Genomic DNA, 24,722 nt, shown 5'->3' on the forward strand with positions numbered 1-24,722 from the left:
AACCCCCCTCCCCCCCCCCCACCCCCACCCCCCCCCCCCCCCCCCCCCCCCCCCCCCCCCCCCCCCCCTCCCTCCCCCCCCCCCCCCCCCCCCCCCCCCCCCCCCCCCCCCCCCCCCCCCCCCCCCCCCCCCCCCCCCCCCCCCCCCCCGCCTCCGCTACGGCTTGCGGGCGACGAGCCCCCACTGGTCGACCGGCACCGCGCCGTCGCCCTCGGGACGCCACCGGTCGATCGACACGAACCCCGGCTCCAGGAGCTCCAGCCCCTCGGCGCACCCGGTGATCTCCTCCGGCTCCCGGACCAGGTACGGCGGGTTCTCCCCCGAGTCGTAGGCCTCCTGGGCCGCCAGCGTCTGCGGCGTCTTCACCGTGTCGCAGAGCACCAGGTAGCTGCCCGAGGCCATCCGGCCCAGGTACCGCCGGACGACCTCGACGCCCTCGGCGGGGGCCAGGTGCCCCAGGGTCGACAGCAGGAGCACGGCCACCGGCCGGGACAGGTCCAGCGTCCTGCCGGCCTCGTCCACCACCGTGTCCACCTCGGAGAGGTCGGCGTCCACATAGGCCGTGCGGCCCTGCGGAGCGCTGGTCAGCAGCGCCTCGGCGTGAGCGAGGACGATGGGGTCGTTGTCGACGTAGACGATCCGCGCCTCGGGCACGATGCTCTGGGCCACCTCGTGGGTGCTGTTCGCCACCGGCAGCCCGGTCCCGACGTCCAGGAACTGGTGTACGCCCAGCGACGCCAGATGGCGGATGGCGCGGGTCTGGAACGCGCGCGAGGCGCGGGCGATGTCCACCATCTGCGGGTACGCCTCGCTGACCGCGTCGGCCAGCTCCCGGTCCACCAGGTAGTGGTCCTTGCCGCCCAGCCAGGCGTTCCAGACGCGCGCCGAATGCGGAACGTCGGACCGGATCCTGCGGCGGAACGCTTCGTCGTCGACGCTCATGTCTCTCCTCAGTTCGCTCTTCGTACCGGGCGATCGGCTCATTCCCGTCGGCCTGCGCCCCGAGGGGGACGGTACCCCGGTCCCCATCCGCCCGGCCGCCGGGCCCCGCTGACCGGTAGTCATCTATGCGGGGCGGGCCGCCCTCCCCTACCGTCGGGGCACCGTCCCGGCCCCCGCGACGCCGGTGAGCCGCCGGCCGGGACCGGGCGTCCGGCCCGCTTCCGCCAGGAGGTCCCATGCCACCGCCCGCCGCACGCCGCCCGTGGCGCAGGTTCCCCGCCGCACTCCTCGTCGCCGCCCTGGGCGCGGCCGCCCTCGCCGCCCCCTCCCCCGCGTCGGCCTCCGCCCCCGCCCCGGAGGAGGGTTACCTCGTCGGGCGCGGCATCGCCGACGTCACCGGGGAGGCGGCCGAGACCGGGATGATGGGCTACTCCAGCTTCGACCAGAAGACCTCCGGCATCCACCAGCGGCAGCGCTCGCGCGCGTTCGTCGTCGCGGACCGGGCGAGCGGCAGGCGCGTGGCCTACGTCAACGCCGACCTCGCGATGGTCTTCCAGTCCGTCCGGCAGGGCGTCCTCGCCCGTCTCAAGGAACGGTACGGGGACCTGTACGGCGAGGAGAACGTGCTGCTCTCGGCCACCCACACCCACTCGGGCCCCGGCGGGTACTCCCACCACGTCGCGTACAACCTCTCCGTCCTCGGCTTCCAGAGCGGCACCTACCGGGCCGTCGTCGACGGCATCGCGGACTCCGTCGTCCAGGCCCACGAGGACCTGCGTCCGGGCACGATCGGTCTGGGGACGGGCGCCCTCGCCGACGCCAGCGTCAACCGCTCGCGGGCGGCGTTCGACCGGAACCCGGCGGCCGACCGGGCGGCCTTCCCCGACGCGATCGACCCGGCGATGACGGTGCTGCGCTTCCGGCAGGGCGGGAAGGACGCGGGCGCGATCAGTTGGTTCGCCACCCACAACACCTCGATCACCAACAGGAACACGCTGATCAGCCCCGACAACAAGGGGTACGCCGCCTACGCCTGGGAGCACGACCACAAGGGCGTGCGCTATCTCGACGGCCCCGCGGAGTTCGTCTCCGCGTTCCCCAACACCAACGCCGGGGACATGTCGCCCAACCTCCGCCTGAAGCCGGGGTCCGGGCCCACCGAGGACGAGTTCGAGAACGCCCGCGTCATCGGCCTGCGCCAGCTCGGCAAGGCCCGCGAGATCTTCGACGCCGCCCGGCCGGTCGCCGGAGGCGTGGACTCCCGGCTCGTCCACGTCGACATGGAGAACGTGCGGGTGCGCGGGGAGTACACCCCGGACGGCAAGGAGCACCGCACCTGCCCCGCCGTCGTCGGCGCCTCCACCCTGGCGGGCAGCGTCGAGGACGGCCCGGCGATCCCCGGCTTCACGGAGGGGATGCGCACCCCGGTCGCCGCCATCGTCGACGCGCTGCGCATCGACACTCCGTCCTGGCTCGCGGCCTGCCAGTACCCGAAGGCGAGCCTGGTCCCCACGGGCCTGCTCAGCGAGGTCCACCCGGTCACGCCGAGGATCCTCCCCCTGCAGATCATGAGGATCGGCGAGCTGTACCTGGTCGCCGCGCCCGGCGAGTTCACCATCACCGCCGGCCTCCGGGTCCGCCGCACGGTGGCCGGGCAGCTCGGCGTCCCGCTCGACCGGGTCCTGCTCCAGGGGTACGCCAACGCCTACAGCCAGTACGTGACGACGCCCGAGGAGTACGACGCCCAGAACTACGAGGGCGGCTCCACGCTCTACGGCCGCTACACGCTCCCCGCCTACCAGCAGGAGTACGCCCGCCTCGCCGCGTCGCTGCGCGAGGGCGGCGAGGTGGACCGGGGCACGCCGCCGCCGGACGAGTCGGGCCGGCAGTTCACCTTCCAGACCGGGGTCGTGTACGACAACCCGCCCGCGGGCAAGGTCTTCGGCGCGGTCCTCACCGGGCCGAGGGCCTCGTATCCGCGCGGCTCGACCGCGACCGTCGAGTTCGTCACCGGGCACCCGAAGAACGACGTGCGCCGGGGCGGCACCTTCCTGGAGGTGCAGCGCCGGGAGAACGGCGCGTGGGTGCGGGTGCTGGACGACGGCGACTGGCAGACCACCTACCGGTGGACGCGGCTCAACGGCCTGACCGGGACCTCCAAGGCCACGATCGCCTGGGACATCGCGGCGGACACCGCCCCCGGCACGTACCGCGTCGTGCACCACGGGGACGCCAGGAACCTGCTGGGGGCCATCACCCCGTTCACGGGGGCGAGCGCGCCCTTCACCGTGGAGTAGGGGTCAGCGGCCGCCCGAGGTGGGCTGGAACCAGGCGGGGCCGTCGGTGAGGGCCTGCTTGATCCGGAAGAGGGCGAACTCGCCGAGCGGCGGAAGCCCGTCCAGCGGGAACCAGCCCACCTCCAGCGACTCGTCGTCGTTGACCCGCGCCTCGCCCCCGGTCGCCCGGCAGCGGAAGGTGACGTCGAGGTACTGGCACAGGTCGCCGTTGGCGTACCGCACCGGCTTCGACGCCTGGGTGAGGACGACCCGTTCGGCCGCGCAGTGCACGCCGGTCTCCTCCAGCACCTCGCGCTCCGCCGTCAGCGCGGGCTCCTCCCCCGGCTCCGGGATGCCCCCGATGATCGACCACTTGCCGGTGTCCGCGCGCCGCCCCAGCAGCACGCGGCCCTCGTCGTCGAGGACGACCGCGCTCACGCCGGGCAGCAGGAGCAACCGGTGCCCGGCGTGGGCGCGGATGTCGCGGATGAAGTCGGGAGTGGCCATGGGCCGAGCCTACGCGGCCGGCCGCGGCGCTACGCCCCGGCGCCCGGCGCCCGGCGCACCCGCACCGCCGCGGCCGCCGCCCACCCGAGGCCGGCCAGCGCCAGCAGGGCGATGACGCCCTCGGGCAGCGCGCCCATCCGGGTGGCGGGGGTGAGCGAGGAGCGCAGCGGGACCTCCTGGACGAGGGCGTCCGGGGTGAACATCCCGCTCCGCTCGACGATCGTGCCGTCCGGCCGGATCACCGCGCTGACCCCGCTGGTGACGGGCACGACGACGGCCCGGCCGTGTTCGACGGCCCGCACCTGGGACATGGCCAGTTGCTGGTAGGTCATCTCGCTGCGGCCGAAGGTCGCGTTGTTGCTGGGCACCGCGATCATCCGGCCGCCGTGGGTGACGGTGTCGCGCACGGCGTCGTCGAAGGCGGCCTCGTAGCAGGTCACGAGCCCCACCTCGGTACCGGCGAGGTCGAAGACGCCGACCTTCGAGCCGGGCACGAACTCCCGCTGCACCCGGTCGACGTCCTCGCTGAAGAAGCGGGCGACGGTGCGCATGGGCATGTACTCGCCGAACGGCTGGATGTGCCGCTTGTCGTAGGTGTCGACGGGGCCCCGTTCGGGGTCCCACTCGATCAGGGTGTTGCGCAGGCTGTCCGAGCCCTGCTCGACCACCGAGCCGATGACGGTGGGCGCGCCGATCGCCCGGACGGCCTCGTCGATGACCCGGCGGGCGTCGGGGTTGCGGTACGGGTCGAGGTCGGAGGAGTTCTCCGGCCACAGGACGAAGTCGGGCTGCCGGACGGTGCCCGCCCTCACCTCGTCGGCCAGTTGCGCGGTGCGCCGGGCGTGGTTGTCCAGGACGGCGCGGCGCTGGGAGTTGAAGTCGAGGCCGAGGCGCGGCACGTTGCCCTGGATCGCGGCGACGGTGGCCGTCCCGTCCTCGGCGGAGGCGTCGACCAGGGGCAGGGCGGCCAGGGCGGCGGCGACCGGGACGAGCACGCTCGCGGCGGCCCCGGCGACGGCCGCCCTCGGGACCTGCCCGGTGGTCCGGTACGCACGCCATCGCCGCACGGCCTCGCAGAGTCCGAAGCCGCACAGGACGACGGCGAAGGAGAGCAGCGGGGTGCCGCCGAGCGCGGCCAGCGGCAGGAAGGCGCTCTCGGCCTGGCCGAAGGCGACCTTGCCCCAGGGGAAGCCGCCGAACGGGATGCGGGCGCGGACCGCCTCGTCCAGCGTCCAGACGGCCGCCCCCCACACGGGCCAGTACGCCAGGCGGGTCACCGCGGCGATCCCGAGGCAGCCCACCGCGATGAAGAGCGCCTCCGCCGCGGCGAGCGCGAGCCACGGCACCGGGCCGACGTCCGTTCCGGTCCAGTGCAGCAGGGGCAGCATGAAGCCGAGGCCGGACAGCAGGCCGAGGCCGAAGGCGGACCGCGCCCGACGCCCGTGCAGTACCCAGCCGAGCAGCGCGAAACCGGGCAGCACCAGCCACCACAGCGGCCGCGGCGGGAAGCTCGCGTAGAGCAGGACGCCGGAGGCGGCGGCTGCGGCCGGGCGCAGGAGCCGCGGCAGCGGTCCGCGGGCCGGGGGCGTGGCGGCGGGCGGCGGGTCGTCGACGGGGGTCATGGTGGCGCTCACCCGGCGGAGTCTACGGTGGACGGCTGCCGGCGGCGGCCTCGACCTGGGGCGGCCGGGAATCCCCGGCGGGAGCGCGCGGGTCAGCGGTCGGGGCGCGGGGCGGGGGCCGACAGGTGCAGGCGTTCGCGGACGAACCGCACGGCGGACTCCGCGTCGTCGACGGTGACGGTGAAGGTCCGGCCGTCGCCGAGGCGCAGGACCATGCCCTCGCCCTTGCGCACCACGACGGCGGTGCCCTGCTGGGGACGCCAGCGGTAGCCCCAGCCGCCCCAGTGGCGGGGGGTGACGCGGGGGACGAAGTCCGCCGCGGTGACATGGGAGAGCAGGATGCGGCGGCGCGGCAGTCCGGCGTGGCCGCAGCGCACCTCCAGGCTGTCGCCGTCCACCCTGACGGCGACGTGGACGAAGGCGAGCGTGCCGTAGAGGATCAGCAGACCGGTGGCGAGGCAGCCGATCACGGACATGAGCAGCGGGGCGATGCCCGAGGTCCACGGGGAGCCCACGGCCAGGTGGATGCCGAGCGCCATGCAGCCCGCGCCGGCGAGGGCCGGGGCCCACTGCATCCGGTTGGTGGCGCGTCCCGTCCACACCTCGGGCGGTGTGGGGCCCGATCCGTGCCTCGCAACGTCGGGGTGGTCCGTCATGCTCCGCAGCGTAACCGGGCTCCCGGCTCCCGGCCTGGGCGCGAGGGGCCCGATCGGGCTGTCGGCGGGGTCAGCGGGCGGGGGCGGCGGCCGTCAGGCCGCGGCCTTCCGCGTAGGTCAGGGCGGCTTCGGGCAGGGCGGCGGGACGGCCGCCGAGGAGGACCGTGAGCGTGCCGGTCGGTTCGGCCGAAGGAGCGGGCTCCGCACCGATGCGGCGCAGCGCCTGGGCGGCGACCGCCCCGGCGGAGCCGTGCAGCACGAGCGGCGGGCGGCCGGGTTGCTGCACGGCGTCGCGGATGCGGGGGGCGACCAGCTCGTAGTGGGTGCAGCCGAGCACGACGGCCCGGACGCCGGGCGGGGTGAGGGCGGCGGCCGCCGCGACGGCCCGCTCGACGCCGGCCTCGTCGGCGTGCTCGACGGCGTCGGCGAGGCCGGGGCAGGGCACCTCGGTGACCTCGGCGGAACCGGCGAACCGCTCGATCAGCCCGCGCTGGTAGGGGCTGCCGGTGGTGGCCGGGGTGGCCCAGATGGCGACGCCCCCGCCGCCCGCGGCGGCGGGCTTGATCGCGGGGACGGTGCCGATCACCGGCAGCGCGGGCTCCAGCTCGGCGCGGAGCGCCGGCAGGGCGTGGACGGAGGCGGTGTTGCAGGCGACGATCAGCGCGTCGGGCCGCTGGGCGGCCGCGGCGCGGGCCACCGCCAGCGCACGGGCGGTGACGTCCTCGGGATCGCGCGGGCCCCAGGGCATCGAGCCGGGGTCGGAGGAGAGCACCAGCTCCGCGTCGGGCCGCAGACGGCGCACTGCGGCCGCTGCCGCCAGCAGGCCGATTCCGGAGTCCATGAGCGCGATCTTCACCCGGTCACCCTAGCCGACAGCCCTTGCGCTCCGGCCCCGGTGGTGCAGACTGCGGCGGATGAGCGCCGTTGCCTGGATCGCCGTGGGTTCGCTGACCGTGTGGGTGTGGCTGCTGCTGGGGCACGGGTTCTACTGGCGGACCGACCAGCGGCTCCCCCGGCGCGCCGACCCGGTGCGCTGGCCCTCGGTGGCGGTGGTCGTGCCGGCCCGCGACGAGGCGGAGATGCTTCCGGTGAGCCTGCCGTCGCTGCTGGTCCAGGACTATCCGGGGGACGCCTGGATCGTCCTCGTCGACGACTGCAGCAGTGACGGCACCGGGCGGCTGGCCGGGGAGCTGGCCGCGCGCCGGGGCGGGCTCCCGTTGACCGTGGTGGCGCCCGGCGAGCCGGAGCCGGGGTGGACGGGCAAGCTCTGGGCGCTGCGGCACGGCATCGCGGTGGCGCGGCGGCGCGAGCCGGACTTCCTGCTGCTGACCGACGCGGACATCGCGCACGAGCCGGACAGCCTGCGCGACCTGGTGGCGGCGGCCGGGCCCGACGGGCCGGACGGCTTCGACCTCGTGTCGCAGATGGCCCGGTTGCGGGTGGAGAGCGCGTGGGAGCGGCTGGTGGTGCCCGCGTTCGTCTACTTCTTCGGCCAGCTCTACCCGTTCCGGCGGGTGAACCGGGCCCGTTCGCGGACGGCGGCCGCGGCGGGCGGCTGCGTCCTGCTGCGCACCGAGGCCGCGGTGCGGGCCCGCGTCCCGGAGTCGATCCGGCAGGCGGTGATCGACGACGTGTCGCTGGCGCGGGAGGTGCGGCGCGGCGGCGGCCGGATCTGGCTGGGGCTCGCGGAGCGGGTGGACAGCGTGCGCCCGTACCCGCGGCTGGGGGACCTGTGGCGGATGGTCGCGCGCAGCGCGTACGCGCAGTTGCGCCACAGCCCGCTCCTGCTGGCCGGGACGGTGCCCGGACTGCTGCTCGTCTACGCCGCGCCCCCGGCGGCCCTGGTGGCGGGGGCGCTGACGGGCGACGGGGCGGCGGCCTGGGCGGGCGGGGCGGCGTGGGCGGTGATGACGGCGACGTACCTGCCGATGCTGGCGTACTACCGCCAGTCGCCGTGGCTGGGGCCGCTGCTGCCGCTGACGGCGCTGCTGTACCTGCTGATGACGGTGGACTCGGCGGTACGGCACTACCGGGGCCGGGGCGCCGCGTGGAAGGGGCGCACCTACGCGCGGCCGGACGCCGCGCCCGACCGGTGACGCGGTACGGCGGCGGTCGGGCGGGTCACTTGCGGCCGGGCGTCCAGTCCATGCCCCAGCCGTAGGCGGCGTCGATGGTGCGCTGCGGGCTCACCCCCCGGTCGGGGACGAGGTAGCGGGCCTCGCGCCGCACGGTGAGGTCGCCGCCGTCCCGCGAGATCAGGGCGAGGGCGCAGACGGTGGAGGGCACGGTGCACTCGTCGAGGGAGAAGTCGATCGGGGCGCCGTTCTGCGGCCGGAGGGTGACCGTGGCGTGCAGGTCGGCGAAGCTGCGGGCGCCTTCGTAGACGGTCACGAAGATCAGCACGCGGCGCAGCAGGTCCTTGCGGTCGAGGTTGACCGTCATGTTCTCGCCGCCGGCGAGGGCGCCGGTGCGGTCGTCGCCGTCCAGGTGGATGAAGGGCGGCCGGCTCAGGGAGCCGAACGCGTTGCCGAGGGCCTGCACGACCCCCTTGCGGCCGTCGGCGAGTTCGTACAGGGCGCAGAGGTCGAGGTCGGCGTGCGTCGCGACGGCCCGGCCGAGCTTCGCCCCCCACCCCCTGAACTGCTTGCGCACCTCCCAGTTGAGGTTGACGCGCAGTGCGCCGCCGGTGCCGCCCTGTTTGGCGAGGGAGACGGACGGCGCCTCCTTGGTCAGCGTGACCTTGGTCAGCCGTACGGGCGGCGCCGCGGGGGCCGGTGCGGGGGCCGCTGCGGCGGGCGCGGAGGGTGCGGCGGGCGGCGCGGCGGCGGGTCGGGGGCCGGCCGGGGGCGCGGGGGGCTGCTCGGGTTCGTCGACGGAGATGCCGAAGTCCGTCGCGAGCCCCGCCAGTCCGCTGCTGTAGCCCTGGCCGACCGCCCTGAACCTCCAGGCGCCCCGGCGGCGGTACAGCTCCCCGAGGATGAAGGCGGTCTCCACCGTGGCGTCCGTGCTGTCGAAGCGGGCCAGTTCCGTGCCGCCCGCCGCGTCCGTGACCCGTACGTACAGGCCGTCGACCCGGCCGAAGGCGCCGCCGTCGGCCGAGGCCGCCAGGACGATGCGGTCGATGGCCGGCTCCACCTGCCGGAAGTCGACGGCGAGGGCGTCGGTGACCTGGTCGGGCGCGGTCCGCCTGCCCTCGTGCCGGACCGCGCCGGAGCCGTGGACCGGCTGGTTGTAGAAGACGAAGTCGGCGTCGTCGCGGACCCTTCCCGCCGCCAGCAGCAGGGCGGACGCGTCGACGTGGGGCGTGCCCGGCGCGGCGCGCCACCCCAGTTCGACGCGTACGGCGTCGGCCGCCACCGGGACGTTGGCTCCCTTGTGCATGGTCATGCTCGCCTCCATCACGCGTCCGGCCGCCCGCAGGCGTTTTCGGACAATCTGGTCCCCGGTTCGCCGGGGGTGTTCCACGGGCGCGAGCCCCCGCCCGAGACCCGCCGGTAACCCCCTGTGAACTCGCCCTTTACACGAATACGAGACGCCAGTGCGCCCTTTTTTGCCAAGTTCGCTCGCATAGGCGAGTCTCGTTCCCTCACATCGCGGAAAACAACCCTCTTATCGGGCTCCCCAACCACCTCGTCGTGGGCTTAACTTAGGTGGCATGACGTCCCCCCGCTCCACCTTCGGCGGCGGCTACTACGCCGCGTCGTTCCCCGACACTCCGATCTACGACTCCCTCGTCGCGGAGCGGGGAACCCCTCAGATCGCCCCCATCCGGGTGCCGGCCGCCTACGACACGGGCAACGGCTACCTCCCGGCCCTGGCGTCCTCGCTGCCGGCGCTCCCGGCGGCCCCTTCGCAGCCCGGCGCCGGCTCGTACGGCTACCCGCAGCAGCAGCCGGCGCCGCAGTACCAGCAGCCGCCGGCCCAGCAGGCGCCGATGCAGCAGGCCCCGATGCAGCCCGCCCAGTTGCAGCACGCGCCCGCGCCGTACATCCCGCAGCAGCCCTCTCCGGTCCGGGGCTACCCGCAGCAGCCCCAGCCGCAGGCGCAGCCGCAGCGCCCCGCCCCCGGCACGGGGTACGAGGCGATGCGCCCGGCGTCGCCCCGGCCCGCCCCCGCCCCGACGCCGTACGAGGACCCGTACAACCGGCCGTACCAGGGCCGGGGGTACTGAGCTCCGGCCGGGCGGCGGGCGTGCGCCGGGGGACGCACGGGACGCCGAGGGACCGAGGGGGCGGGGGACGCGCCCGGACCGCGAGCACGGCGCCGAAGGCGGCTGGCAGGATGGGCGCATGACTCCTCCCGTCCTCCGGTCCGTGCACGTCTATCCCGTCAAGTCGCTTGCCGCGCGCACCCGTGACGCGGTCGCGGTCGAGCCGTGGGGACTCGAGGGCGATCGCCGCTGGATGCTGGTCGACGCGACGTCACGCGTGCTGACGCAGCGTCAAATACCGTTCATGGCCCGGCTGTCGGCCGATCCACTGCCCGGCGGCGGGCTCCTCGTTTCCGCGCCGGACCACCCGAGTCTGCGGGTCGCCCCACCGGAGCCGGGGCCCCTGCTCACCGCCGCGCTGCACCGGGACACCGTCCTGGTCGCCGAGGCGGCCGCCGGCGCCCACGCCTGGTTCAGCGACGTCCTCGGCGTCCCGGTCCGGCTGGTGCACCTCGACGAGCCGGAGCACCGCAGGCCCGTGGACCCGGAGTTCGGGCGTCCCGGCGACACCGTCTCCCTCGCCGACGGCTACCCGCTGCTGCTGACCGGCACGGCCTCCCTGGACGCGCTCAACGCCCTCGTCGCCGCGGGCGGCCTGCCCGAGGAGGGCCCGCTGCCGATGGACCGCTTCCGGCCGAACGTGGTGGTGGACGGCGCCGAGGCGTGGGCCGAGGACGGTTGGCGGCGGATCGCCGTCGGCGAGGTCGTCTTCCGGGTGGCCAAGCCCTGCGGCCGCTGCGTGATCACGACGACGGACCAGCGCACGGCGGAGCGGGGCAAGGAGCCGCTGCTCACGCTGGCCCGGCACCGCCGGTTCGGCAAGCAGTTGGTCTTCGGCCAGAACCTGATCCCCGAGGGCAGGGGCGTGATCCGGGTCGGGGACCCCGTCCGGGTCCTCGACTGAGCCCCGTACGCCGAGCGCCCCCGGCCCCGCCGCCCACCGCGCCGGGGCCCGGCCGCCCCGGCCCGTCAACCGCCGTCCCTCCCGCGCGCTACGGTGGTCCGACCCCGTCCGCCTCCTCGGCAGGCGGCGGGACCCGAGGCATCGCAGCACGAGGTGGGGGCAGAGCAACACCATGGCACAGGGCACGGTCCAGGTGACGCACACCGGCACATCGCGATGGCGCCGCCGCACGGGCGAGTACGCCTCCCTCTCCGCGGCCCTGGAAGCGGCGGGCGACGGCGACGTCCTCACTGTCGCGCCCGGCACCTACCGGGAGAACCTCGTCGTCGACCGCGCGGTGACGGTGCGCGGCCCCGAGGGGTCGGTCGGCTCCGTGCGGATCGCGCCGGTCGACGGCGTGCCGCTGACCGTGCGCGCCTCCGCGGTCATCCAGGGCCTCCATGTCGAGGGCCAGGACTCGGCCGCCCCCGCCCTGCTCATCGAGGACGGCGCGGCGGAGCTGTCGGACCTGCGGATCGTGACGCGGTCGGCCGCCGGCATCGAGGTCAGGGGCGCGGCGCGGCCCACCGTGCGGCGCTGCACCGTCGACAACCCGGCCGGGGTCGGCGTCGCCGTGCTCGACGGCGCGGGCGGATCCTTCGAGGAGTGCGAGATCGTCTCGGCCGGCCAGTCCGGGTTCTCGGTCCGCGACGGCGGGCACCCGCGGCTGGACCGGTGCCGCGTCCACCACGCGGCGGGCGCCGGCATCGGCGTCACCGGCGAGGGCAGCGGGCTCGAGGCGTTCGGCTGCGAGGTGTACGAGATCAAGGGCAGCGGCGTCCAGATCACCGCGCGGGCCAGCGCGCACCTCACCGACTGCACCGTGCACCGCACCTCCGCGGACGGGGTCACGCTGGACACCGACGCGGTGCTGACGCTCGCCGACTGCGACATCCACGACGTACCGGAGAACGCCGTCGACCTGCGGTCGCGCTCGGTGCTCACGCTCACCCGCTCGACGGTCCGCCGCTTCGGCCGCAACGGCCTCTCGGTCTGGGATCCGGGGACCAGGGTCGACGCCAACCAGTGCGAGATCCACGACAGCACGGGCGACTACCCGGCCGTCTGGGTCAGCGACGGCGCGACGGTGGTCCTGGACTCCTGCCGGGTCCACGACGTGCCCGACGCGATCTTCGTCCTGGACCGGGGCTCGCGCGCCGACGTCGTCGACAGCGACCTCTCGCAGATCCGCAACACCGCCGTGTCGGTGAGCGACGGGGCCATCGCCCAACTGGACGACTGCCGTATCCGGGAGGCGTCCACCGGTGCGTGGTTCCGCGACCACGGCAGCGGCGGCACGCTGAACAACTGCACCGTCGACGCGGCGCAGACCGGGGTCATCGTCACCAAGGGCGCCGATCCCACCATCGAGCGCTGCACGGTCACCTCGCCCGCCGAAGCGGGGTTCTACGTCTCCGCCGAGGGCCGGGGCACGTTCGACGGCTGCCGGGTGACGGGGAGCGAGGGGTACGGCTTCCACATCATGGAGGGCTGCCGCACCACGCTCACCCGCTGCCGCACCGAGCGGTGCGCCCGAGGCGGTTACGAGTTCCCCGAGGCCGGCCACGCGGGGGGCGGCCTCGCCACCGGCCCGGTCGTCGAGGACTGCACGAGCGACGAGAGCGGCCTGCGCACCGCGCCGCCCCCGCCGCCCGCCGTCCTCACCGCCACCCGCTCCACGCCCGGACTGCTCGGCACGACGCCCGTGCAGCGCGCGGCCGAGCCGGCCGGCGACCCGGCCGCCCCCGCCCGGCCGGCCCGCGAACCCTCGGCGGTCCTCGGCGAACTGGACGCGCTGGTGGGCCTGGAGAGCGTGAAGCGCGAGGTGCGGGCGCTGACCGACATGATCGAGGTGGGCCGCCGCCGCCAGGAGGCCGGGCTGAAGGCCGCCTCCGCCCGCCGCCACCTCGTCTTCACCGGCTCCCCCGGTACGGGCAAGACCACGGTGGCCCGGCTGTACGGGGAGATCCTGGCCTCGCTCGGGGTGCTGGAGCGCGGCCATCTCGTGGAGGTGTCACGGGTCGACCTGGTCGGGGAGCACATCGGCTCGACCGCGATCCGGACGCAGGAGGCGTTCGACCGGGCGCGCGGCGGGGTGCTGTTCGTCGACGAGGCGTACGCCCTGTCCCCCGAGGACTCCGGCCGGGACTTCGGGCGGGAGGCCATCGACACGCTGGTGAAGCTGATGGAGGACCACCGGGACGCGGTGGTCGTGATCGTCGCCGGGTACACCCGTGAGATGGAGCGCTTCCTCACCGTCAACCCGGGCGTGGCCTCGCGTTTCTCGCGGACCATCACCTTCGGCGACTACGGCTCCGAGGAGCTGCTGAGGATCGTCGAGCAGCAGGCGGAGGAGCACGAGTACAGCCTGGCCGACGGGACCGGGGAGGCCCTGGTGAAGTACTTCACGGCGCTCCCCAAGGGGCCCGCGTTCGGCAACGGCCGCACCGCCCGGCAGACCTTCGAGTCGATGGTGGAGCGGCACGCGGGCCGGGTCGCCCAGCTCGCCGAGACGAGCACCGACGACCTGACCCTGCTCTACCCGGAGGACCTGCCCGACCTCCCCCTCTGATCCCCGTCGGCCGCCCGCTCCCCGGTCTGCCGGGGCACGTGCGGGCCCAGCGCCTCCAGGAGGGCGGCCCGCTCCTTCGCGAAGACCGGGTCGGACCGGTAGTCGGAGTGGCCCAGGATCGGTTCGGGCAGCGGGAGCCGGGTGGTGCGCCCGTAGGCCTGCGGGTCCTTCAGCGGCCCCCGGTCGACGGCCGGGTCGGGGTCCGCGCAGAGGCGGACGGGCCCGCCGATCGGGTCGGTGGCCCGCCACAGGTTGCGCCAGCAGTGCACGGAGCGGTGCAGCCCGAGCAGGGGCGCCGGGCCGAAGTAGGCCGGGAACCACCGCCCGTACAGCCGCTCGATCGGCGAGCCGTGGGTGAGCAGCCCGACCCGGCGGCGGGCCGGGTCGGGGAGCTGCCAGACCGCGGCCGCCGCCAGCACGCTGCCCTGCGAGTGCCCCGAGATGACGAGCCGGCCGCGGGTGGTCGCCGTCCACGCGCACATCCGGGAGGTGAGGTCGGGGACGGCGCGCTCGGCGTAGCAGGGGGGCGCGAACGGGTGGGCGGCGCGCGGCCAGAAGGTGCCCACGTCCCAGAGGATGCCGATGGTGCGCCGGGCGGAGGCGTCGCGGTAGGCGCGGCGCCCGCCCGCGACGAACAGCACGAAGCCGAAGCCGACCAGCCAGGAGCCGGTGGACTGGGCGGCCTCGGCCAGCGACGCGACCGGTGGGGCGGCCCCGTCCGTCGCGAGGCCGGGCACCTCGCCGCTCGCCCAGGAGCCCGCGACGGCCGCCGCCCCGAGGAAGAGGGTGGCGGCGGAGACCACGCCGACGATCCAGGGGGCCGAGTCGGTGAGGGCGGCGGTGGCGCGGATGCGGGCGATGCGCCGCGTACGGGCCGGGTCCGGCAGTTCGGGGGCGTACTCCGCCTCGATGTCGGGGCCCATGCGGCGGGCCCTGAGCGCGGTGCGGGCGACCAGGAGGAGGACGGGGACGAGCAGGAGGAGCAGGAGCACCGGGATGACGGAGGCCTGCCAACTCAGCAGTACGGGCGGGCCCTCGATGATGGAGCCGCGCCCGGTGCCCGGTGTGCCGGGGCCGTCCAGCCAGTCGGCGACGCGCTGGGCCAGACCGCCGGTCATCACGCCGCCCAGGGCGCAGGCGAGCATGGCGACGGACGGGCCGCCGAGCCCGTACAGGATGGTGCGGGGTTCGGGGGTGCGCCGGTAGAGGCGGTGGGCGACCAGCGCGAGGGCGACGACGAGGACGCCCTGGCCGAGCGCGACGAGCCGGAAGGCGGTCTCGCCGGGCAGGCTGCCGGAGGACTGCCACGCCGGGCGCGACCATCCGGCGTGGAGCACGGCGAGCGCCAGCAGGACGAGCGCCGAGGCGGGCAGGTAGGTGATGAGGGCGGTGTCGAGACGGGTGTCGCGGGCGTTCTCGCTGCGGCCCCGGCGGCAGACGACCCAGACGGCCACCGCGGCGCACAGGACGACGGCGCCCTCGATGACCGCGCCGTAGGCCTGCGGGACCGGGCTGTCGGCCGTCCGGTCGTGGCGCGCGGCGGCACCGGTGACGGCGGCGGCGACGGTGAGGAAGCCGGCGGCGGTGTGCGCGGCGCGGAGCCGGGCGACGAGCCGGCGGCCGTACCAGAAGCCGGGCCGGCTCAGCGCGGGCGGCGGCGCGGCGGAGGCGTCCGCGTCCGGACCGTGGGTCTCCTCCGCGCCGTCGGGGTCGCACGCGTCGGGGTCCGAGGCGTCCAGCGGGCTCTGGGACTCGTAGGCGCCCCAGGTGCGGTGGGAGAGGTACCACAGGAGCCCCACCAGGGCGGCGGGCAGGACGGCGGCGAGCGCGATCCGCCGTCCGGGCTGGGACCACCAGCCGTCCTGGCGGCTCGACAGGAAGCCGAGCCAGGAGCGGCGGTCGGAGCAGGCCGGGGTGCCCGCGCACTGCCAGGCCACCAGGTCCAGGGCGACCTCGCAGGCCGCCGCGGTGAACAGCACGGTCAGGCTGAGGGCGAGGAGCCGCACCAGCACGCCGTACAGCCGGACCGCGCGGGCGCGGCCGGTGGCGGAGGGGCGCATCCAGTGGGCGAGGTTGACCACCATGAACGGCAGGAGGAGCAGCCACAGGGCGCGGGAGCCGTTGCCGGAGGTGAGGCCGGACCAGCAGTACGCCTCGACGACGGGCTCGTCCCCGTAGCGCTGGGGGTGCCGTTCGCCCTGGACGTCCTCGGCGCGCCGGTAGACGGCGGCGGTGGCGTCCCCCGTGACCCGGACGGTGCGGGGGTCGTCCAGCATCTCCTGCGGGGTGGCTCCGCCGACGCCGTGGACGAGCAGTTCGAGGGCGGTGTCGGGGTGGGTGGGGGGCGGGGGCGGGGCGGCAGGAGCCAAGGCAGGACTCTTTCTCGGGCGCGCCGGCCGCACGGCCGGCGGAATGGTGCGGGGAAGCGGGGGGACGGGGGACCGGGGAGGAGTCGCCGCCCGCCGGCCGGCAGCCAGGATCGCGGGCCGGGGGGCGGATGCGTGAGGGGTCTCACGGAATCTCCCCAGATGCTGTGCCGTACATGCCTGCGTGGCAGGATGATGCGGTGTCACGGGCCGTCGCGGGCCGTACTCGGGGAAGGAACGGGCCCGGCGTTGAGCGTGCACCAGAACCTGCTGGCGGAGCAGCGCCGTGCGTTGATCGTCGACGAGGTGCGCAGACGCGGCGGGGTGCGGGTCAACGAGCTGACGCACACGTTGGGCGTCTCCGACATGACGATCCGCCGGGACCTGGACGCGCTGGCCCGGCAGGGCGTCGTCGAGAAGGTCCACGGCGGTGCGGTCCCGGTGGTCGAGGCCAGTGCCCACGAGCCCGGCTTCGAGGCGAAGTCGGCGCTGGAGCCGGACGCCAAGGAGGACGTCGCGCGGGCGGCGGCGGTGTTCGCGGCGCCCGGCAGCGCGATCGCGCTCTCGGGCGGGACCACGACGTTCGCGCTGGCCCGGCATCTGCTGGAGGTGCCGGACCTGACGGTGGTGACCAACTCGGTGCGGGTGGCCGACGTGTTCCACACCGCGCAGCACCCGGTCGCCGGGCGGGCCGCGCATCCCGGTGCGGCCGCGGTGGTGCTGACGGGCGGGGTGCGCACCCCCTCGGACTCGCTGGTCGGGCCGGTCGCGGACCGGGCCATCGCCTCCCTCCACGTCGACGTGCTGTTCCTCGGGGTGCACGGGATCTCGGCCGAGGCGGGCCTGTCGACGCCCAACCTCGCGGAGGCGGAGACCAACCGCCGCTTGGTCCGTGCCGCGCGCCGCACGGTGGTGGTGGCCGACCACACCAAGTGGGGGACGGTGGGGCTGAGTTCCTTCGCGACGCTGGAGGAGGTCGACACGTTCGTCACGGACGCGGGTCTGTCTCCGGCGGTGCGCGAGGAGATCGAGGCGCGCCTGCCGGGCCTCGTCGTGGCGGGCGGGTCGCCGGGCGCCGGGCGCTGAGGACCGCCACCGCTCCGGCGGCGCGCGGCGGTGCCGCCGTCCCGTGCACCCGGCCGCGCGGCGGGGCTGCCCTTAGGATCGGAGGGTGGCCGTCTTCCGGATCGAGCGCTTCCCCCCTCTCCCCGCAGCCGAGGCCTGGCGCCGGGTGACCGACTGGGAACGGCACGCCGACCATGTGCCGTTGACCGCGATCACGGTGCCCACGGGTCTTCCGACGCGTACGGGAACGGTCTTCGTCGCGCGTACGGGGGTGGGGCCGCTGGCCTTCGACGACCCGATGGAGGTGGTGCGGTGGACGCCGCCCGCCGGGGGCCGGGCGGGGGTGTGCCGGTTGGAGAAGCGCGGGTCCGTGGTGCTGGGCCGGGCCTCCATCGACGTCCTTCCGACGGAGTCCGGCTGCCATGTGGTGTGGGTGGAGGAGCTGCGGGTGCGGCTGGTCCCCCGGTGGGCCGATCCGCTGCTCGCCTCCGCCGGGCGGCGGATGTTCGGGGGCGTGCTGGACGCCCTGCTCGCCGCGCCCGGCGACCGGTAGGGCCCCGCGGCACGCCCGAACGGCGGGGCGCGGACCGCCGTACGGAGGCCCCGACCGGCCGTGCGGGCCGCCGGGTGCCAGACTCGGAGCGGTGACGGACCTTACGGAACTCCCCGGTGGACCGGGCCGCCCCGACCGCCCTCCGCCGCTCTGCCTGGTGACCGGCGCCACCGGCTACATCGGCGGCCGGCTGGCCCCGGCCCTGCTGGACGCCGGCTACCGGGTGCGCGCCCTGGCCAGGACGCCGCGGAAGCTGCGCGACCACCCCTGGGCGGACCGGGTGGAGGTGGCGGCCGGCGATGTCACCGACGCCGGGTCGCTGGCGGCGGCGATGCGGGACGTCGACGTGGCGTACTACCTGGTGCACGCCCTGGGCAGCGGCGCGGACTTCGAGGAGACGGACCGCCGGGCCGCCCGCGTCTTCGGCGAGCGGGCGCGCGCCGCCGGGGTGCGCCGGATCGTCTACCTGGGCGGGCTGACCCCGGTCGGGGTGCCGGAGGAGAGGCTGTCGCCGCATCTGCGCTCGCGGGCGGAGGTGGGCCGCATCCTGCTCGACTCGGGCGTGCCGACGGCGGTGCTGCGCGCGGCGGTCGTCATCGGCTCGGGGTCCGCGTCGTTCGAGATGCTGCGCTACCTGACGGAGCGGCTGCCGCTGATGATCACCCCGAGCTGGGTGCGGACCCGTATCCAGCCGGTGGCCGTACGGGATGTGATCCGGTATCTGGTGGGGAGCGCGACCCTGCCGTCCGAGGTGAACCGGACCTTCGACATCGGCGGCCCGGACGTCATGACGTACCGGGACATGATGCAGCGCTACGCGCGGGTGGCCGGGTTGCCCAGGCGGCTGATCCTGCCCGTGCCGGTGCTCACCCCGGCGCTCTCCAGCCACTGGGTCGGGCTGGTCACCCCGGTGCCCCGGTCCATCGTCCGGCCGCTGGCGGAGTCGCTGCGCCACGAGGTGGTCTGCCGGGAGCAGGACATCAAGCGGTACGTCCCCGATCCGCCGGAGGGCCCCATCGGCTTCGACCGGGCGCTGCGGCTGGCCCTCCAGCGGATCAGGGAGGCGCGGGTCGACACCCGCTGGTCCAGCGCCTCGGTGCCGGGGGCGCCCAGCGACCCGCTGCCCACGGACCCGGACTGGTCGGGCGGCAGCCTCTACCGCGACGAGCGGGAGGCGGTGGTGCCGGTGGCGCCGCGGGCGCTGTGGCGGGTGATCGAGGGCATCGGCGGGGAGAACGGCTGGTACTCCTTCCCGCTCGCCTGGGCGGTGCGCGGCTGGCTCGACCGGCTCGTGGGCGGGGTGGGGCTGCGGCGCGGGCGGCGGGACGCCCAGCGGCTGCGGGTGGGCGACTCGCTGGACTTCTGGCGGGTGGAGGAGATCGTGCCGGGCGAACTGCTGCGGCTGCGCGCGGAGATGCGGCTGCCGGGCCTGGCCTGGCTGGACCTGTCGGTGCACGCGGACGAGCGCGGCCGGACGGTCTACCGGCAGCGCGCCCTGTTCCACCCGCACGGGCTGCTCGGCCACGCGTACTGGTGGTGCGTGTGGCCCTTCCACTCGGTCGTCTTCGGCGGGATGGCGCGGAACATCACGCGGGCCGCCGCGACCGAGGAGAGGCGCCGCCCGCCGGCCGGCTGACGGCGCCTCGCCCGCCGGGCCCCGGCGTCAGCAGGGCCAGGCGCCGGTGGCGAGGAAGTCCTCGACGGCCGCCGTGTACGGGGCGATGTCCAGGCCCTGCTCCTCCAACCAGGAGTCGGAGTAGTACTTGTCCAGGTAGCGGTCGCCCGGATCGCACAGCAGCGTGACGACGCTGCCCCGCTCGCCCCGCTCGACCATCTCGGCGACCAGCTTGAACGCGCTCCACAGCCCGGTCCCCGTCGAGCCGCCCGCCTTGCGGCCGATGACGCGCTCCAGGGCGCGCACGGCGGCGACGCTGGCCGCGTCGGGGACCTTCATCATGCGGTCGATGGCGCCGGGCACGAAGCTGGGCTCCATGCGGGGGCGGCCGATGCCCTCGATGCGGGAGCCGCGGTCGCTGGTGGCGTGCGCGTCGTGGCGGGTCCAGCCGTCGAAGAAGCAGGAGTTCTCCGGGTCGGGCACGCAGATCCGGGTGTCGTGCTGGAGGTAGTGGACGTAGCGGGCGATGGTCGCCGAGGTGCCGCCGGTCCCGGCGGTGGCGACGATCCAGGTGGGCTCCGGGTAGCGCTCCAGCCGGAGCTGCTGGTAGATCGACTCCGCGATGTTGTTGTTGCCGCGCCAGTCGGTGGCGCGCTCCGCGTAGGTGAACTGGTCCATGTAGTGCCCGCCGGTCTCGGCGGCGAGGGCGGCGGCCTGCTCGTACAGCGTGCGGGAGTCGTCGACGAAGTGGCACCGCCCGCCGTGGAACTCGATGAGCCGGCACTTCTCCTGGCTGGTGGTGCGCGGCATGACGGCGATGAACGGGACGCCGATCAGCTTGGCGAAGTACGCCTCCGACACGGCGGTCGAGCCGCTGGACGCCTCGATGACCGGCTTTCCGGGCCGCACCCACCCGTTGCAGAGCCCGTAGAGGAAGAGGGACCGGGCGAGGCGGTGCTTCAGGCTGCCGGTGGGGTGCGTCGACTCGTCCTTGAGGTAGAGGTCGATGCCCCATTCCTCGGGCAGCGGGAAGCGCAGCAGATGGGTGTCGGCCGAACGGTTCGCGTCGGCCTGCACCTTGCGGACGGCCTCCTTGAGCCAGGCCCGGTAGGCCGGGTCACTGCGATCGACGTCCACGGTCGCCTCGGCCCCGCGCCCGTGCCCACTGGTGTCCATCGGCGTGCTCCCGTTGTCGTGTCCCCGGTGTCTCCGCGCCGTACCATACCCCGCCCACCTGCGCAAACAGTTCCTTTGACGGCCCATAGGGCTGCCTTTGGCCCGTGCCGCGCGGGAGGGGGCGAGGGGCGGTACGGGCATCCGTGCGCCGCACGTCCGTGCGCTCTGGCGGTGGGGCCCGAGCCGGTGCACACTGCACAGCAGGAGCAGTGGCGGAGGGGGGAGGGGCCGCGATGGCGGACGTCGAGTTCAGTGTGTCGGGGGTCAGGATCGAGCGGTTCACGCGGTCGTTGACGCGCGCCGGCCAGGTGGTCGTGAAGGACGGGCGGCTGTCCCTCCTCACGAGCGGCGGGCAGGAGATCGACAGCGCCCCCGTGGGCACGGTCAGCGCGGGCACGGGATGGTTCGCGGCGGCGGACTCCGCCATCGCGCGGGTGAACGGGGTGCGTTACCGGTTGACGATGGGGCAGCGCGACCGCAGACGCGACGGGGCCGCTCCGGTACGCCGCTTCCTGGAGGCGCTGCGCAGCGCGCGGACCCGCCGGAGCTGACCGGCCGCCCGGCGCGGAACATCCGGCGGCGGCGGCGGCCCGGCCTGTGCCGAACGGCTCCGCCGCGAGTTGCGGAGCCGTATCCCCTGGGCGACGCTGTATCCACGTCACCGCGGGTGCACCCTCGGTGACGGGGCGATCCGCTCCCCGGACCGGGTCGTGCGACACGAGCAGTCACGACAAGAGCAGAGCGGATTCGGCCGTCTGTCGTCCGCCGGCTCCGTTCACTTCTCTTCTTCCGGACCTATTTCGGGGAGTCGCAGCCGTGATCAGCGAGCCAAGCAGGCACTGCACGGTGGAGCTCCAGGCCCTGCCGTCGCGGATCGGTCAGGTCCGCAGAATCATCTCGGCGCAACTGCGCTACTGGCATCTCGATCCCCTGATCGACCAGGCGGCCCTGGGCGTCACCGAGCTTCTCACCAATGTGCACCGGCACGCGCAGCCGGACAAGTCATGCACCGTCGACATCGAGCTGCTGCTCGACCGGCTGACGGTCTCCGTCCGCGACCACGATCCGCGCCTGCCCAGCGTGAACGTGGCGGACTCGTTCGCCACGTCGGGCCGGGGCCTGGCCCTGATCGCCGCGGTCAGCGAGAGCTGGGGCGTGCGTCCGGTGGGCTCGGAGGGGAAGACCGTCTGGTTCACCCTGCCGGCCGCCGCCCGCTCCTCGACGCTGCCGCCGCTCGCGGTCTACGGGTCGACGACGGACGGGCCGTTCGGCTCGGTGGCCGTGGCCCGTGACGACGTCGCCGCCCTGCCCGCCCGGTCCGCCGTCGTCGGCTGAGGCCCGCCGCCCTCAGACCAGGGCGGCGAGGGGGTCGTCGAGGACCGGCTGCCAGGCCAGTTCGGCCGCTCCCACCAGGCTGTTGTGCGCGAGGGTGCACGGCAGGATCGGGACACTGCCGCTGCGGCCCCACAGGCTGCGGTCGGCGACGACGGCGCGCAGCCGCTCCGGGTCGGCCTCCAGCAGGTCGCGGTGGAGTCCGCCGAGGACGATGCGGTCGGGGTTGAGGATGTTCACCAGCCCGGCGAGGCCGAGTCCCAGGCGGTCGATCAGTGCGTCGGCGGCGCGGCGCACGGCGGCGTCCGCGTACTCCGTGCGCAGCAGGTCTCCGGCCTGCTTCAGCAGCGACTCCTCCGGGCCCGGTTCGCGCCGCGCGGTGGTGAGGAAGGCGAGCGGGTCGGTCTCCACGTCGAGGCAGCCGCGTCCGCCGCAGTGGCAGGGGCGCCCCTCGGGGGCGACGGTGAGGTGGCCCACCTCCAGGGCGAGGCCCGAACTCCCGGTGTGGAGGCGGCCGTCGAGCACGAGCGCCCCGCCGACGCCCCGGTGCCCGGTGGCGACGCAGAGCAGGTGCTGGGCGCCGCGCCCCGCGCCGTGGCGGTGTTCGGCCAGCGCGGTGAGGTTGACGTCGTTGCCGGTGAACGCGGGCCCGGTGATGCCCGCTTCGCGTACGCGGGCGGCGAAGATCTCCCGGACCGGGGAGCCCGCGGGCCAGGCGATGTGGAGCGGGTTGAGCGCGGTCCCCTCGGGCTCGGCGACCGCCGACGGCACGGCGAGCCCGGCGCCGACGCAGCGCAGCCCGCTCGCGCGCAGCAGCCGCGCTCCGGCGTCCACCACCTCCCCGAGGACCTGGGCGGGGTCCGCCATCACCGCGACGCACCCCGGAGAGGTGGCGACGATGCGGCCGCCGAGCCCGACGAGCGCGGCCCGGAAGCCGTCGGCGTGCACCTGGGCGGCGAGGACGACGGGTCCGGTCTCCAGGACGGCCAGCCGGTGCGAGGGACGGCCCTGGGAGCCGGCCGCGGACCGGGGGCTGGAGTCGACCCGGATCAGTCCGAGCGCTTCCAGCTCCGCGGCGACCGCTCCGGCGGTGGCGCGGGTGACGCCGAGTGCGGAGGTGAGGACGGCCCGCGTGGGGGCGCGCCCGGTGTGGACCAGCTCCAGTGCGGGTCCGAGCGCGCTGCGGCCCCTCTCCAGCTTCGTCCGGGTGGTGGTCGCCTTGCCGTTCATGGGGGCGAGTCTCCCATGATCCGGTCGGGCTCCCGACGCCGAGGGACGCGCACCGGCCCCCGGACGCCCGGCCGGGCGGGTGCGCGTCGGAAGCGCCCCCGTGCGGCGGGGGCGCTTCCGACGGGACGGGCGCGGAGCGCGGCTCAGACGCGGCGGACCCGCCAGAGCCAGACGGCCGTGCCGGCGATCACGGCGAGCGCCGCCAGGTTGGCGAGGAGGGCTTCGACGCCGGCCGCCGGGCCGCCGCTGGAGAGGTTCGTCGCGGTGATGACGGCGGTGGGCAGAACGGCGGCGAGCATGGCGCCGACGGCCTTCTGGGCTCCGGTCCAGTGCGCCGAGGTGCACAGGAGCACCACGCCGACGACGCGGGCCAGGACGCCGATCAGCGGGCCGGGCTGGGCGGGGATGATCATGATGACGGGCAGCGAGAAGGCGAGCAGCAGCAGCGGGACGAGGGGGTTGACCTTGCCGCGCCGCGCGGGGGCGGCGGCAGCGCCCCAGGCGGGGGCCCCCGAGGGCGCGTTCCCCGCTTCGGCCAGTGCCGTCGCCGCGATCGTACGGGGGTCCCCCAGCTCGCCGAGGATCTCGCCGATCGCGGCGCCGGGGCGCTCGGCGCGGGTCACCTCGACGTGCTCGGCCAGGTCGGCGAGGAGTTCCTGGCGGCGGTCCGCGGGGAGCGCGGAGGCCTCGCGCTCGACGGCGGAGAGGTAGTCGCGTACGGGGTCGGCAGAGGTCTTCATGCGAGGTCTCCGGTGGAGGCGTGGGGGGCGGTCAGAAAGGCGTCGACGGCGTCGCGGAAGCCGGGCCAGACGCGGGTGAACTCGTCGAGCGCGGCGCGGCCGCCGTCGGTGAGCGCGTAGTAGCGGCGGGGAGGGCCGGAGGCGGACTCCTGCCACGAGGTGGTCACCAGGTCGTCGCGCCGCAGCCGGGAGAGCAGCGGGTAGACCGTGCCCTGGCTGGTGGCGAGGGCGCCGGACTCCTCCAGGGCGTGGAGGAGTTCCACCCCGTAACGGGGGCGGTCCCGCATCAGCGCGAGGACGCAGTACTCCAGCACGCCCTTGCGCAACTGGGCGGCCGCTCGGGCCTGTCTGGCCGCATCACCTGGTTCCATGCGAAGCAAGATACCTGGCGGAGCAAGTGGGCCGCAACAGAGGGCTCCCCTCCAGCACGACCGGATGCGCACACCCGTCGTAGGCACACATGATCGATTGAGTAGGCGTACTCAGGCGGGGGCGGCCCTCGGGGCGCACGATGGAGACCTCGACCGATCAAGGGAGCAGACATGCAGCGCCGGCCGACCCTCCACCCGCACCTGGACACACTGGTCCGGCTGACGTTCCGGAACCCCGCGTCCCTGGTCTACCTCGGGCTGGTGCTCGCGGCGACGGCCTTCGTCACGGTGGATCTCCTGTTCGTGACCCACGAGGACGCCTCGTTCTCCGGCGTCTGGCTGCTCCTGCTGGCGGCCCCGACCATCTTCCTGTTCCTCTTCGGCGGCTCGCTGACGGGGGCCGAGGCGGGCGGCCCGACGTGGTTCCTCGTGCTCGCGCTGGTGGTGTCGGTCCTCGTCCAGTCGCTGGCCCTGGGCTGGTTCGTCCGACTGGTGCGCCGCAGCGGCTCGGCCGGGTCGGCGCACCCGCGGGGCGCCTGACGCGGC

Annotated in this window: 22 protein-coding genes; 11 read left to right on the forward strand and 11 right to left on the reverse strand. The window is 75.2% G+C overall.

The genetic code is table 11. From position 1 onward, the window contains the following. Positions 1-156: 156 nt before the first annotated feature. Positions 157-942 carry an SAM-dependent methyltransferase gene (locus ACZ6EJ_RS23695; RefSeq protein WP_469269795.1) on the reverse strand — a complete coding sequence of 262 codons (786 nt, stop codon included), beginning with the start codon at positions 940-942 and terminating at the stop codon, positions 157-159. Between the two features lie 236 nt (positions 943-1,178). Between ACZ6EJ_RS23695 and ACZ6EJ_RS23700 the strand changes: the two genes are divergently transcribed. Next, positions 1,179-3,239 carry a neutral/alkaline ceramidase gene (locus ACZ6EJ_RS23700; RefSeq protein ID WP_469269797.1) on the forward strand — a complete coding sequence of 687 codons (2,061 nt, stop codon included), beginning with the start codon at positions 1,179-1,181 and terminating at the stop codon, positions 3,237-3,239. 3 nt (positions 3,240-3,242) lie between these two features. Here the strand turns inward: ACZ6EJ_RS23700 and ACZ6EJ_RS23705 are convergent, their stop codons facing one another. The 4 genes from ACZ6EJ_RS23705 to ACZ6EJ_RS23720 form a co-directional block, all read right to left on the reverse strand. After that, positions 3,243-3,725 carry an NUDIX hydrolase gene (locus ACZ6EJ_RS23705; protein WP_469269799.1) on the reverse strand — a complete coding sequence of 161 codons (483 nt, stop codon included), beginning with the start codon at positions 3,723-3,725 and terminating at the stop codon, positions 3,243-3,245. Positions 3,726-3,754: 29 nt separating this feature from the next. Beyond that, positions 3,755-5,347, reverse strand: a complete 1,593-nt coding sequence (gene lnt, locus ACZ6EJ_RS23710) for an apolipoprotein N-acyltransferase (protein ID WP_469269827.1) — start codon at positions 5,345-5,347, stop codon at positions 3,755-3,757. A 92-nt stretch (positions 5,348-5,439) separates the two neighbouring features. Beyond that, the gene (locus ACZ6EJ_RS23715; protein WP_469269801.1) at positions 5,440-6,003 is read right to left on the reverse strand and encodes a hypothetical protein; all 564 of its coding nucleotides are present in this window, start codon (positions 6,001-6,003) and stop codon (positions 5,440-5,442) included. A gap of 70 nt (positions 6,004-6,073) precedes the next feature. Continuing rightward, positions 6,074-6,859, reverse strand: a complete 786-nt coding sequence (locus ACZ6EJ_RS23720) for a glutamate racemase (RefSeq protein ID WP_469269802.1) — start codon at positions 6,857-6,859, stop codon at positions 6,074-6,076. 58 nt (positions 6,860-6,917) lie between these two features. On the opposite strand from ACZ6EJ_RS23720, the gene ACZ6EJ_RS23725 reads away from it, so the two are divergent. After that, positions 6,918-8,099, forward strand: coding sequence for a glycosyltransferase (locus tag ACZ6EJ_RS23725; protein ID WP_469269804.1), 1,182 nt, complete (start codon positions 6,918-6,920; stop codon positions 8,097-8,099). Between the two features lie 25 nt (positions 8,100-8,124). On the opposite strand, the gene ACZ6EJ_RS23730 is transcribed toward ACZ6EJ_RS23725, so the two are convergent. After that, positions 8,125-9,402, reverse strand: a complete 1,278-nt coding sequence (locus tag ACZ6EJ_RS23730; protein WP_469269806.1) for a TerD family protein — start codon at positions 9,400-9,402, stop codon at positions 8,125-8,127. Positions 9,403-9,658: 256 nt separating this feature from the next. On the opposite strand from ACZ6EJ_RS23730, the gene ACZ6EJ_RS23735 reads away from it, so the two are divergent. The 3 genes from ACZ6EJ_RS23735 to ACZ6EJ_RS23745 all read left to right on the forward strand — a co-directional run bounded on the left by ACZ6EJ_RS23735 (position 9,659) and on the right by ACZ6EJ_RS23745 (position 13,728). Further along, complete coding sequence (locus tag ACZ6EJ_RS23735) at positions 9,659-10,174, forward strand: DUF6643 family protein (RefSeq protein ID WP_469269807.1); 516 nt, start codon at positions 9,659-9,661, stop codon at positions 10,172-10,174. A gap of 118 nt (positions 10,175-10,292) precedes the next feature. Continuing rightward, positions 10,293-11,117, forward strand: a complete 825-nt coding sequence (locus ACZ6EJ_RS23740) for an MOSC domain-containing protein (RefSeq protein WP_469269808.1) — start codon at positions 10,293-10,295, stop codon at positions 11,115-11,117. A gap of 172 nt (positions 11,118-11,289) precedes the next feature. After that, positions 11,290-13,728, forward strand: a complete 2,439-nt coding sequence (locus ACZ6EJ_RS23745; RefSeq protein WP_469269809.1) for a right-handed parallel beta-helix repeat-containing protein — start codon at positions 11,290-11,292, stop codon at positions 13,726-13,728. On the opposite strand, the gene ACZ6EJ_RS23750 is transcribed toward ACZ6EJ_RS23745, so the two are convergent. Then, positions 13,695-16,097: a hypothetical protein gene (locus ACZ6EJ_RS23750; protein ID WP_469269810.1), complete on the reverse strand. Its 2,403-nt coding sequence runs from the start codon at positions 16,095-16,097 to the stop codon at positions 13,695-13,697. The two genes, ACZ6EJ_RS23745 and ACZ6EJ_RS23750, sit on opposite strands and share 34 nt — an antisense overlap. Positions 16,098-16,343: 246 nt before the next feature. Between ACZ6EJ_RS23750 and ACZ6EJ_RS23755 the strand changes: the two genes are divergently transcribed. The 3 genes from ACZ6EJ_RS23755 (at position 16,344) to ACZ6EJ_RS23765 (ending at position 19,348) form a co-directional block, all read left to right on the forward strand. Continuing rightward, positions 16,344-17,180 (forward strand): DeoR/GlpR family DNA-binding transcription regulator, encoded by an 837-nt coding sequence (locus ACZ6EJ_RS23755; protein WP_469269811.1) that lies wholly within the window; start codon positions 16,344-16,346, stop codon positions 17,178-17,180. 85 nt (positions 17,181-17,265) lie between these two features. Next, positions 17,266-17,712 carry an SRPBCC family protein gene (locus tag ACZ6EJ_RS23760; RefSeq protein WP_469269812.1) on the forward strand — a complete coding sequence of 149 codons (447 nt, stop codon included), beginning with the start codon at positions 17,266-17,268 and terminating at the stop codon, positions 17,710-17,712. Between the two features lie 91 nt (positions 17,713-17,803). Beyond that, entirely contained in the window at positions 17,804-19,348 is a 1,545-nt protein-coding gene (locus tag ACZ6EJ_RS23765; protein ID WP_469269813.1) for an SDR family oxidoreductase, read from the forward strand. A 27-nt stretch (positions 19,349-19,375) separates the two neighbouring features. Here ACZ6EJ_RS23765 and cds1 read toward each other — a convergent pair whose 3' ends face one another. Further along, on the reverse strand, positions 19,376-20,503 hold the full coding sequence (gene cds1, locus ACZ6EJ_RS23770) for an L-cysteine desulfhydrase Cds1 (RefSeq protein ID WP_469269814.1): 1,128 nt from the start codon (positions 20,501-20,503) through the stop codon (positions 19,376-19,378). Positions 20,504-20,736: 233 nt separating this feature from the next. Between cds1 and ACZ6EJ_RS23775 the strand changes: the two genes are divergently transcribed. Both ACZ6EJ_RS23775 and ACZ6EJ_RS23780 read left to right on the forward strand, forming a co-directional pair. After that, the gene (locus ACZ6EJ_RS23775; protein ID WP_469269815.1) at positions 20,737-21,054 is read left to right on the forward strand and encodes a hypothetical protein; all 318 of its coding nucleotides are present in this window, start codon (positions 20,737-20,739) and stop codon (positions 21,052-21,054) included. A gap of 265 nt (positions 21,055-21,319) precedes the next feature. Continuing rightward, positions 21,320-21,838, forward strand: coding sequence for an ATP-binding protein (locus ACZ6EJ_RS23780; RefSeq protein ID WP_469269816.1), 519 nt, complete (start codon positions 21,320-21,322; stop codon positions 21,836-21,838). Between the two features lie 12 nt (positions 21,839-21,850). On the opposite strand, the gene ACZ6EJ_RS23785 is transcribed toward ACZ6EJ_RS23780, so the two are convergent. From ACZ6EJ_RS23785 to ACZ6EJ_RS23795, 3 genes are all read right to left on the reverse strand, one after another. Next, positions 21,851-23,065, reverse strand: a complete 1,215-nt coding sequence (locus ACZ6EJ_RS23785; RefSeq protein ID WP_469269817.1) for an ROK family protein — start codon at positions 23,063-23,065, stop codon at positions 21,851-21,853. Positions 23,066-23,208: 143 nt separating this feature from the next. Beyond that, the gene (locus ACZ6EJ_RS23790) at positions 23,209-23,805 is read right to left on the reverse strand and encodes an HAAS signaling domain-containing protein (RefSeq protein ID WP_469269818.1); all 597 of its coding nucleotides are present in this window, start codon (positions 23,803-23,805) and stop codon (positions 23,209-23,211) included. Beyond that, positions 23,802-24,176 carry a PadR family transcriptional regulator gene (locus tag ACZ6EJ_RS23795; RefSeq protein ID WP_469269819.1) on the reverse strand — a complete coding sequence of 125 codons (375 nt, stop codon included), beginning with the start codon at positions 24,174-24,176 and terminating at the stop codon, positions 23,802-23,804. Before ACZ6EJ_RS23795 ends, ACZ6EJ_RS23790 begins: the two co-directional genes overlap by 4 nt. A 171-nt stretch (positions 24,177-24,347) precedes the next feature. Here ACZ6EJ_RS23795 and ACZ6EJ_RS23800 point away from each other — a divergent pair, with 171 nt between their 5' ends. Beyond that, positions 24,348-24,716 (forward strand): SCO4225 family membrane protein, encoded by a 369-nt coding sequence (locus tag ACZ6EJ_RS23800; protein ID WP_469269820.1) that lies wholly within the window; start codon positions 24,348-24,350, stop codon positions 24,714-24,716. The last annotated feature ends 6 nt before the right edge of the window (positions 24,717-24,722 follow it).

It is taken from the genome of Streptomyces sp. NPDC041970 (assembly GCF_055588985.1).

What these genes read in the sequence shown, in the direction of transcription:
- ACZ6EJ_RS23800 (WP_469269820.1), top strand. Translation starts at nt 24,348, where the DNA reads ATGCAGCGCCGGCCGACCCTCCACCCGCACCTGGACACACTGGTCCGG.
- ACZ6EJ_RS23715 (WP_469269801.1), bottom strand. Translation starts at nt 6,003, where the DNA reads ATGACGGACCACCCCGACGTTGCGAGGCACGGATCGGGCCCCACACCG.
- ACZ6EJ_RS23795 (WP_469269819.1), bottom strand. Translation starts at nt 24,176, where the DNA reads ATGGAACCAGGTGATGCGGCCAGACAGGCCCGAGCGGCCGCCCAGTTG.
- ACZ6EJ_RS23700 (WP_469269797.1), top strand. Translation starts at nt 1,179, where the DNA reads ATGCCACCGCCCGCCGCACGCCGCCCGTGGCGCAGGTTCCCCGCCGCA.
- ACZ6EJ_RS23785 (WP_469269817.1), bottom strand. Translation starts at nt 23,065, where the DNA reads ATGAACGGCAAGGCGACCACCACCCGGACGAAGCTGGAGAGGGGCCGC.
- ACZ6EJ_RS23725 (WP_469269804.1), top strand. Translation starts at nt 6,918, where the DNA reads ATGAGCGCCGTTGCCTGGATCGCCGTGGGTTCGCTGACCGTGTGGGTG.
- ACZ6EJ_RS23740 (WP_469269808.1), top strand. Translation starts at nt 10,293, where the DNA reads ATGACTCCTCCCGTCCTCCGGTCCGTGCACGTCTATCCCGTCAAGTCG.
- ACZ6EJ_RS23790 (WP_469269818.1), bottom strand. Translation starts at nt 23,805, where the DNA reads ATGAAGACCTCTGCCGACCCCGTACGCGACTACCTCTCCGCCGTCGAG.
- cds1 (WP_469269814.1), bottom strand. Translation starts at nt 20,503, where the DNA reads ATGGACACCAGTGGGCACGGGCGCGGGGCCGAGGCGACCGTGGACGTC.
- ACZ6EJ_RS23745 (WP_469269809.1), top strand. Translation starts at nt 11,290, where the DNA reads ATGGCACAGGGCACGGTCCAGGTGACGCACACCGGCACATCGCGATGG.
- ACZ6EJ_RS23735 (WP_469269807.1), top strand. Translation starts at nt 9,659, where the DNA reads ATGACGTCCCCCCGCTCCACCTTCGGCGGCGGCTACTACGCCGCGTCG.
- ACZ6EJ_RS23730 (WP_469269806.1), bottom strand. Translation starts at nt 9,402, where the DNA reads ATGGAGGCGAGCATGACCATGCACAAGGGAGCCAACGTCCCGGTGGCG.
- ACZ6EJ_RS23695 (WP_469269795.1), bottom strand. Translation starts at nt 942, where the DNA reads ATGAGCGTCGACGACGAAGCGTTCCGCCGCAGGATCCGGTCCGACGTT.
- ACZ6EJ_RS23775 (WP_469269815.1), top strand. Translation starts at nt 20,737, where the DNA reads ATGGCGGACGTCGAGTTCAGTGTGTCGGGGGTCAGGATCGAGCGGTTC.
- lnt (WP_469269827.1), bottom strand. Translation starts at nt 5,347, where the DNA reads ATGACCCCCGTCGACGACCCGCCGCCCGCCGCCACGCCCCCGGCCCGC.
- ACZ6EJ_RS23705 (WP_469269799.1), bottom strand. Translation starts at nt 3,725, where the DNA reads ATGGCCACTCCCGACTTCATCCGCGACATCCGCGCCCACGCCGGGCAC.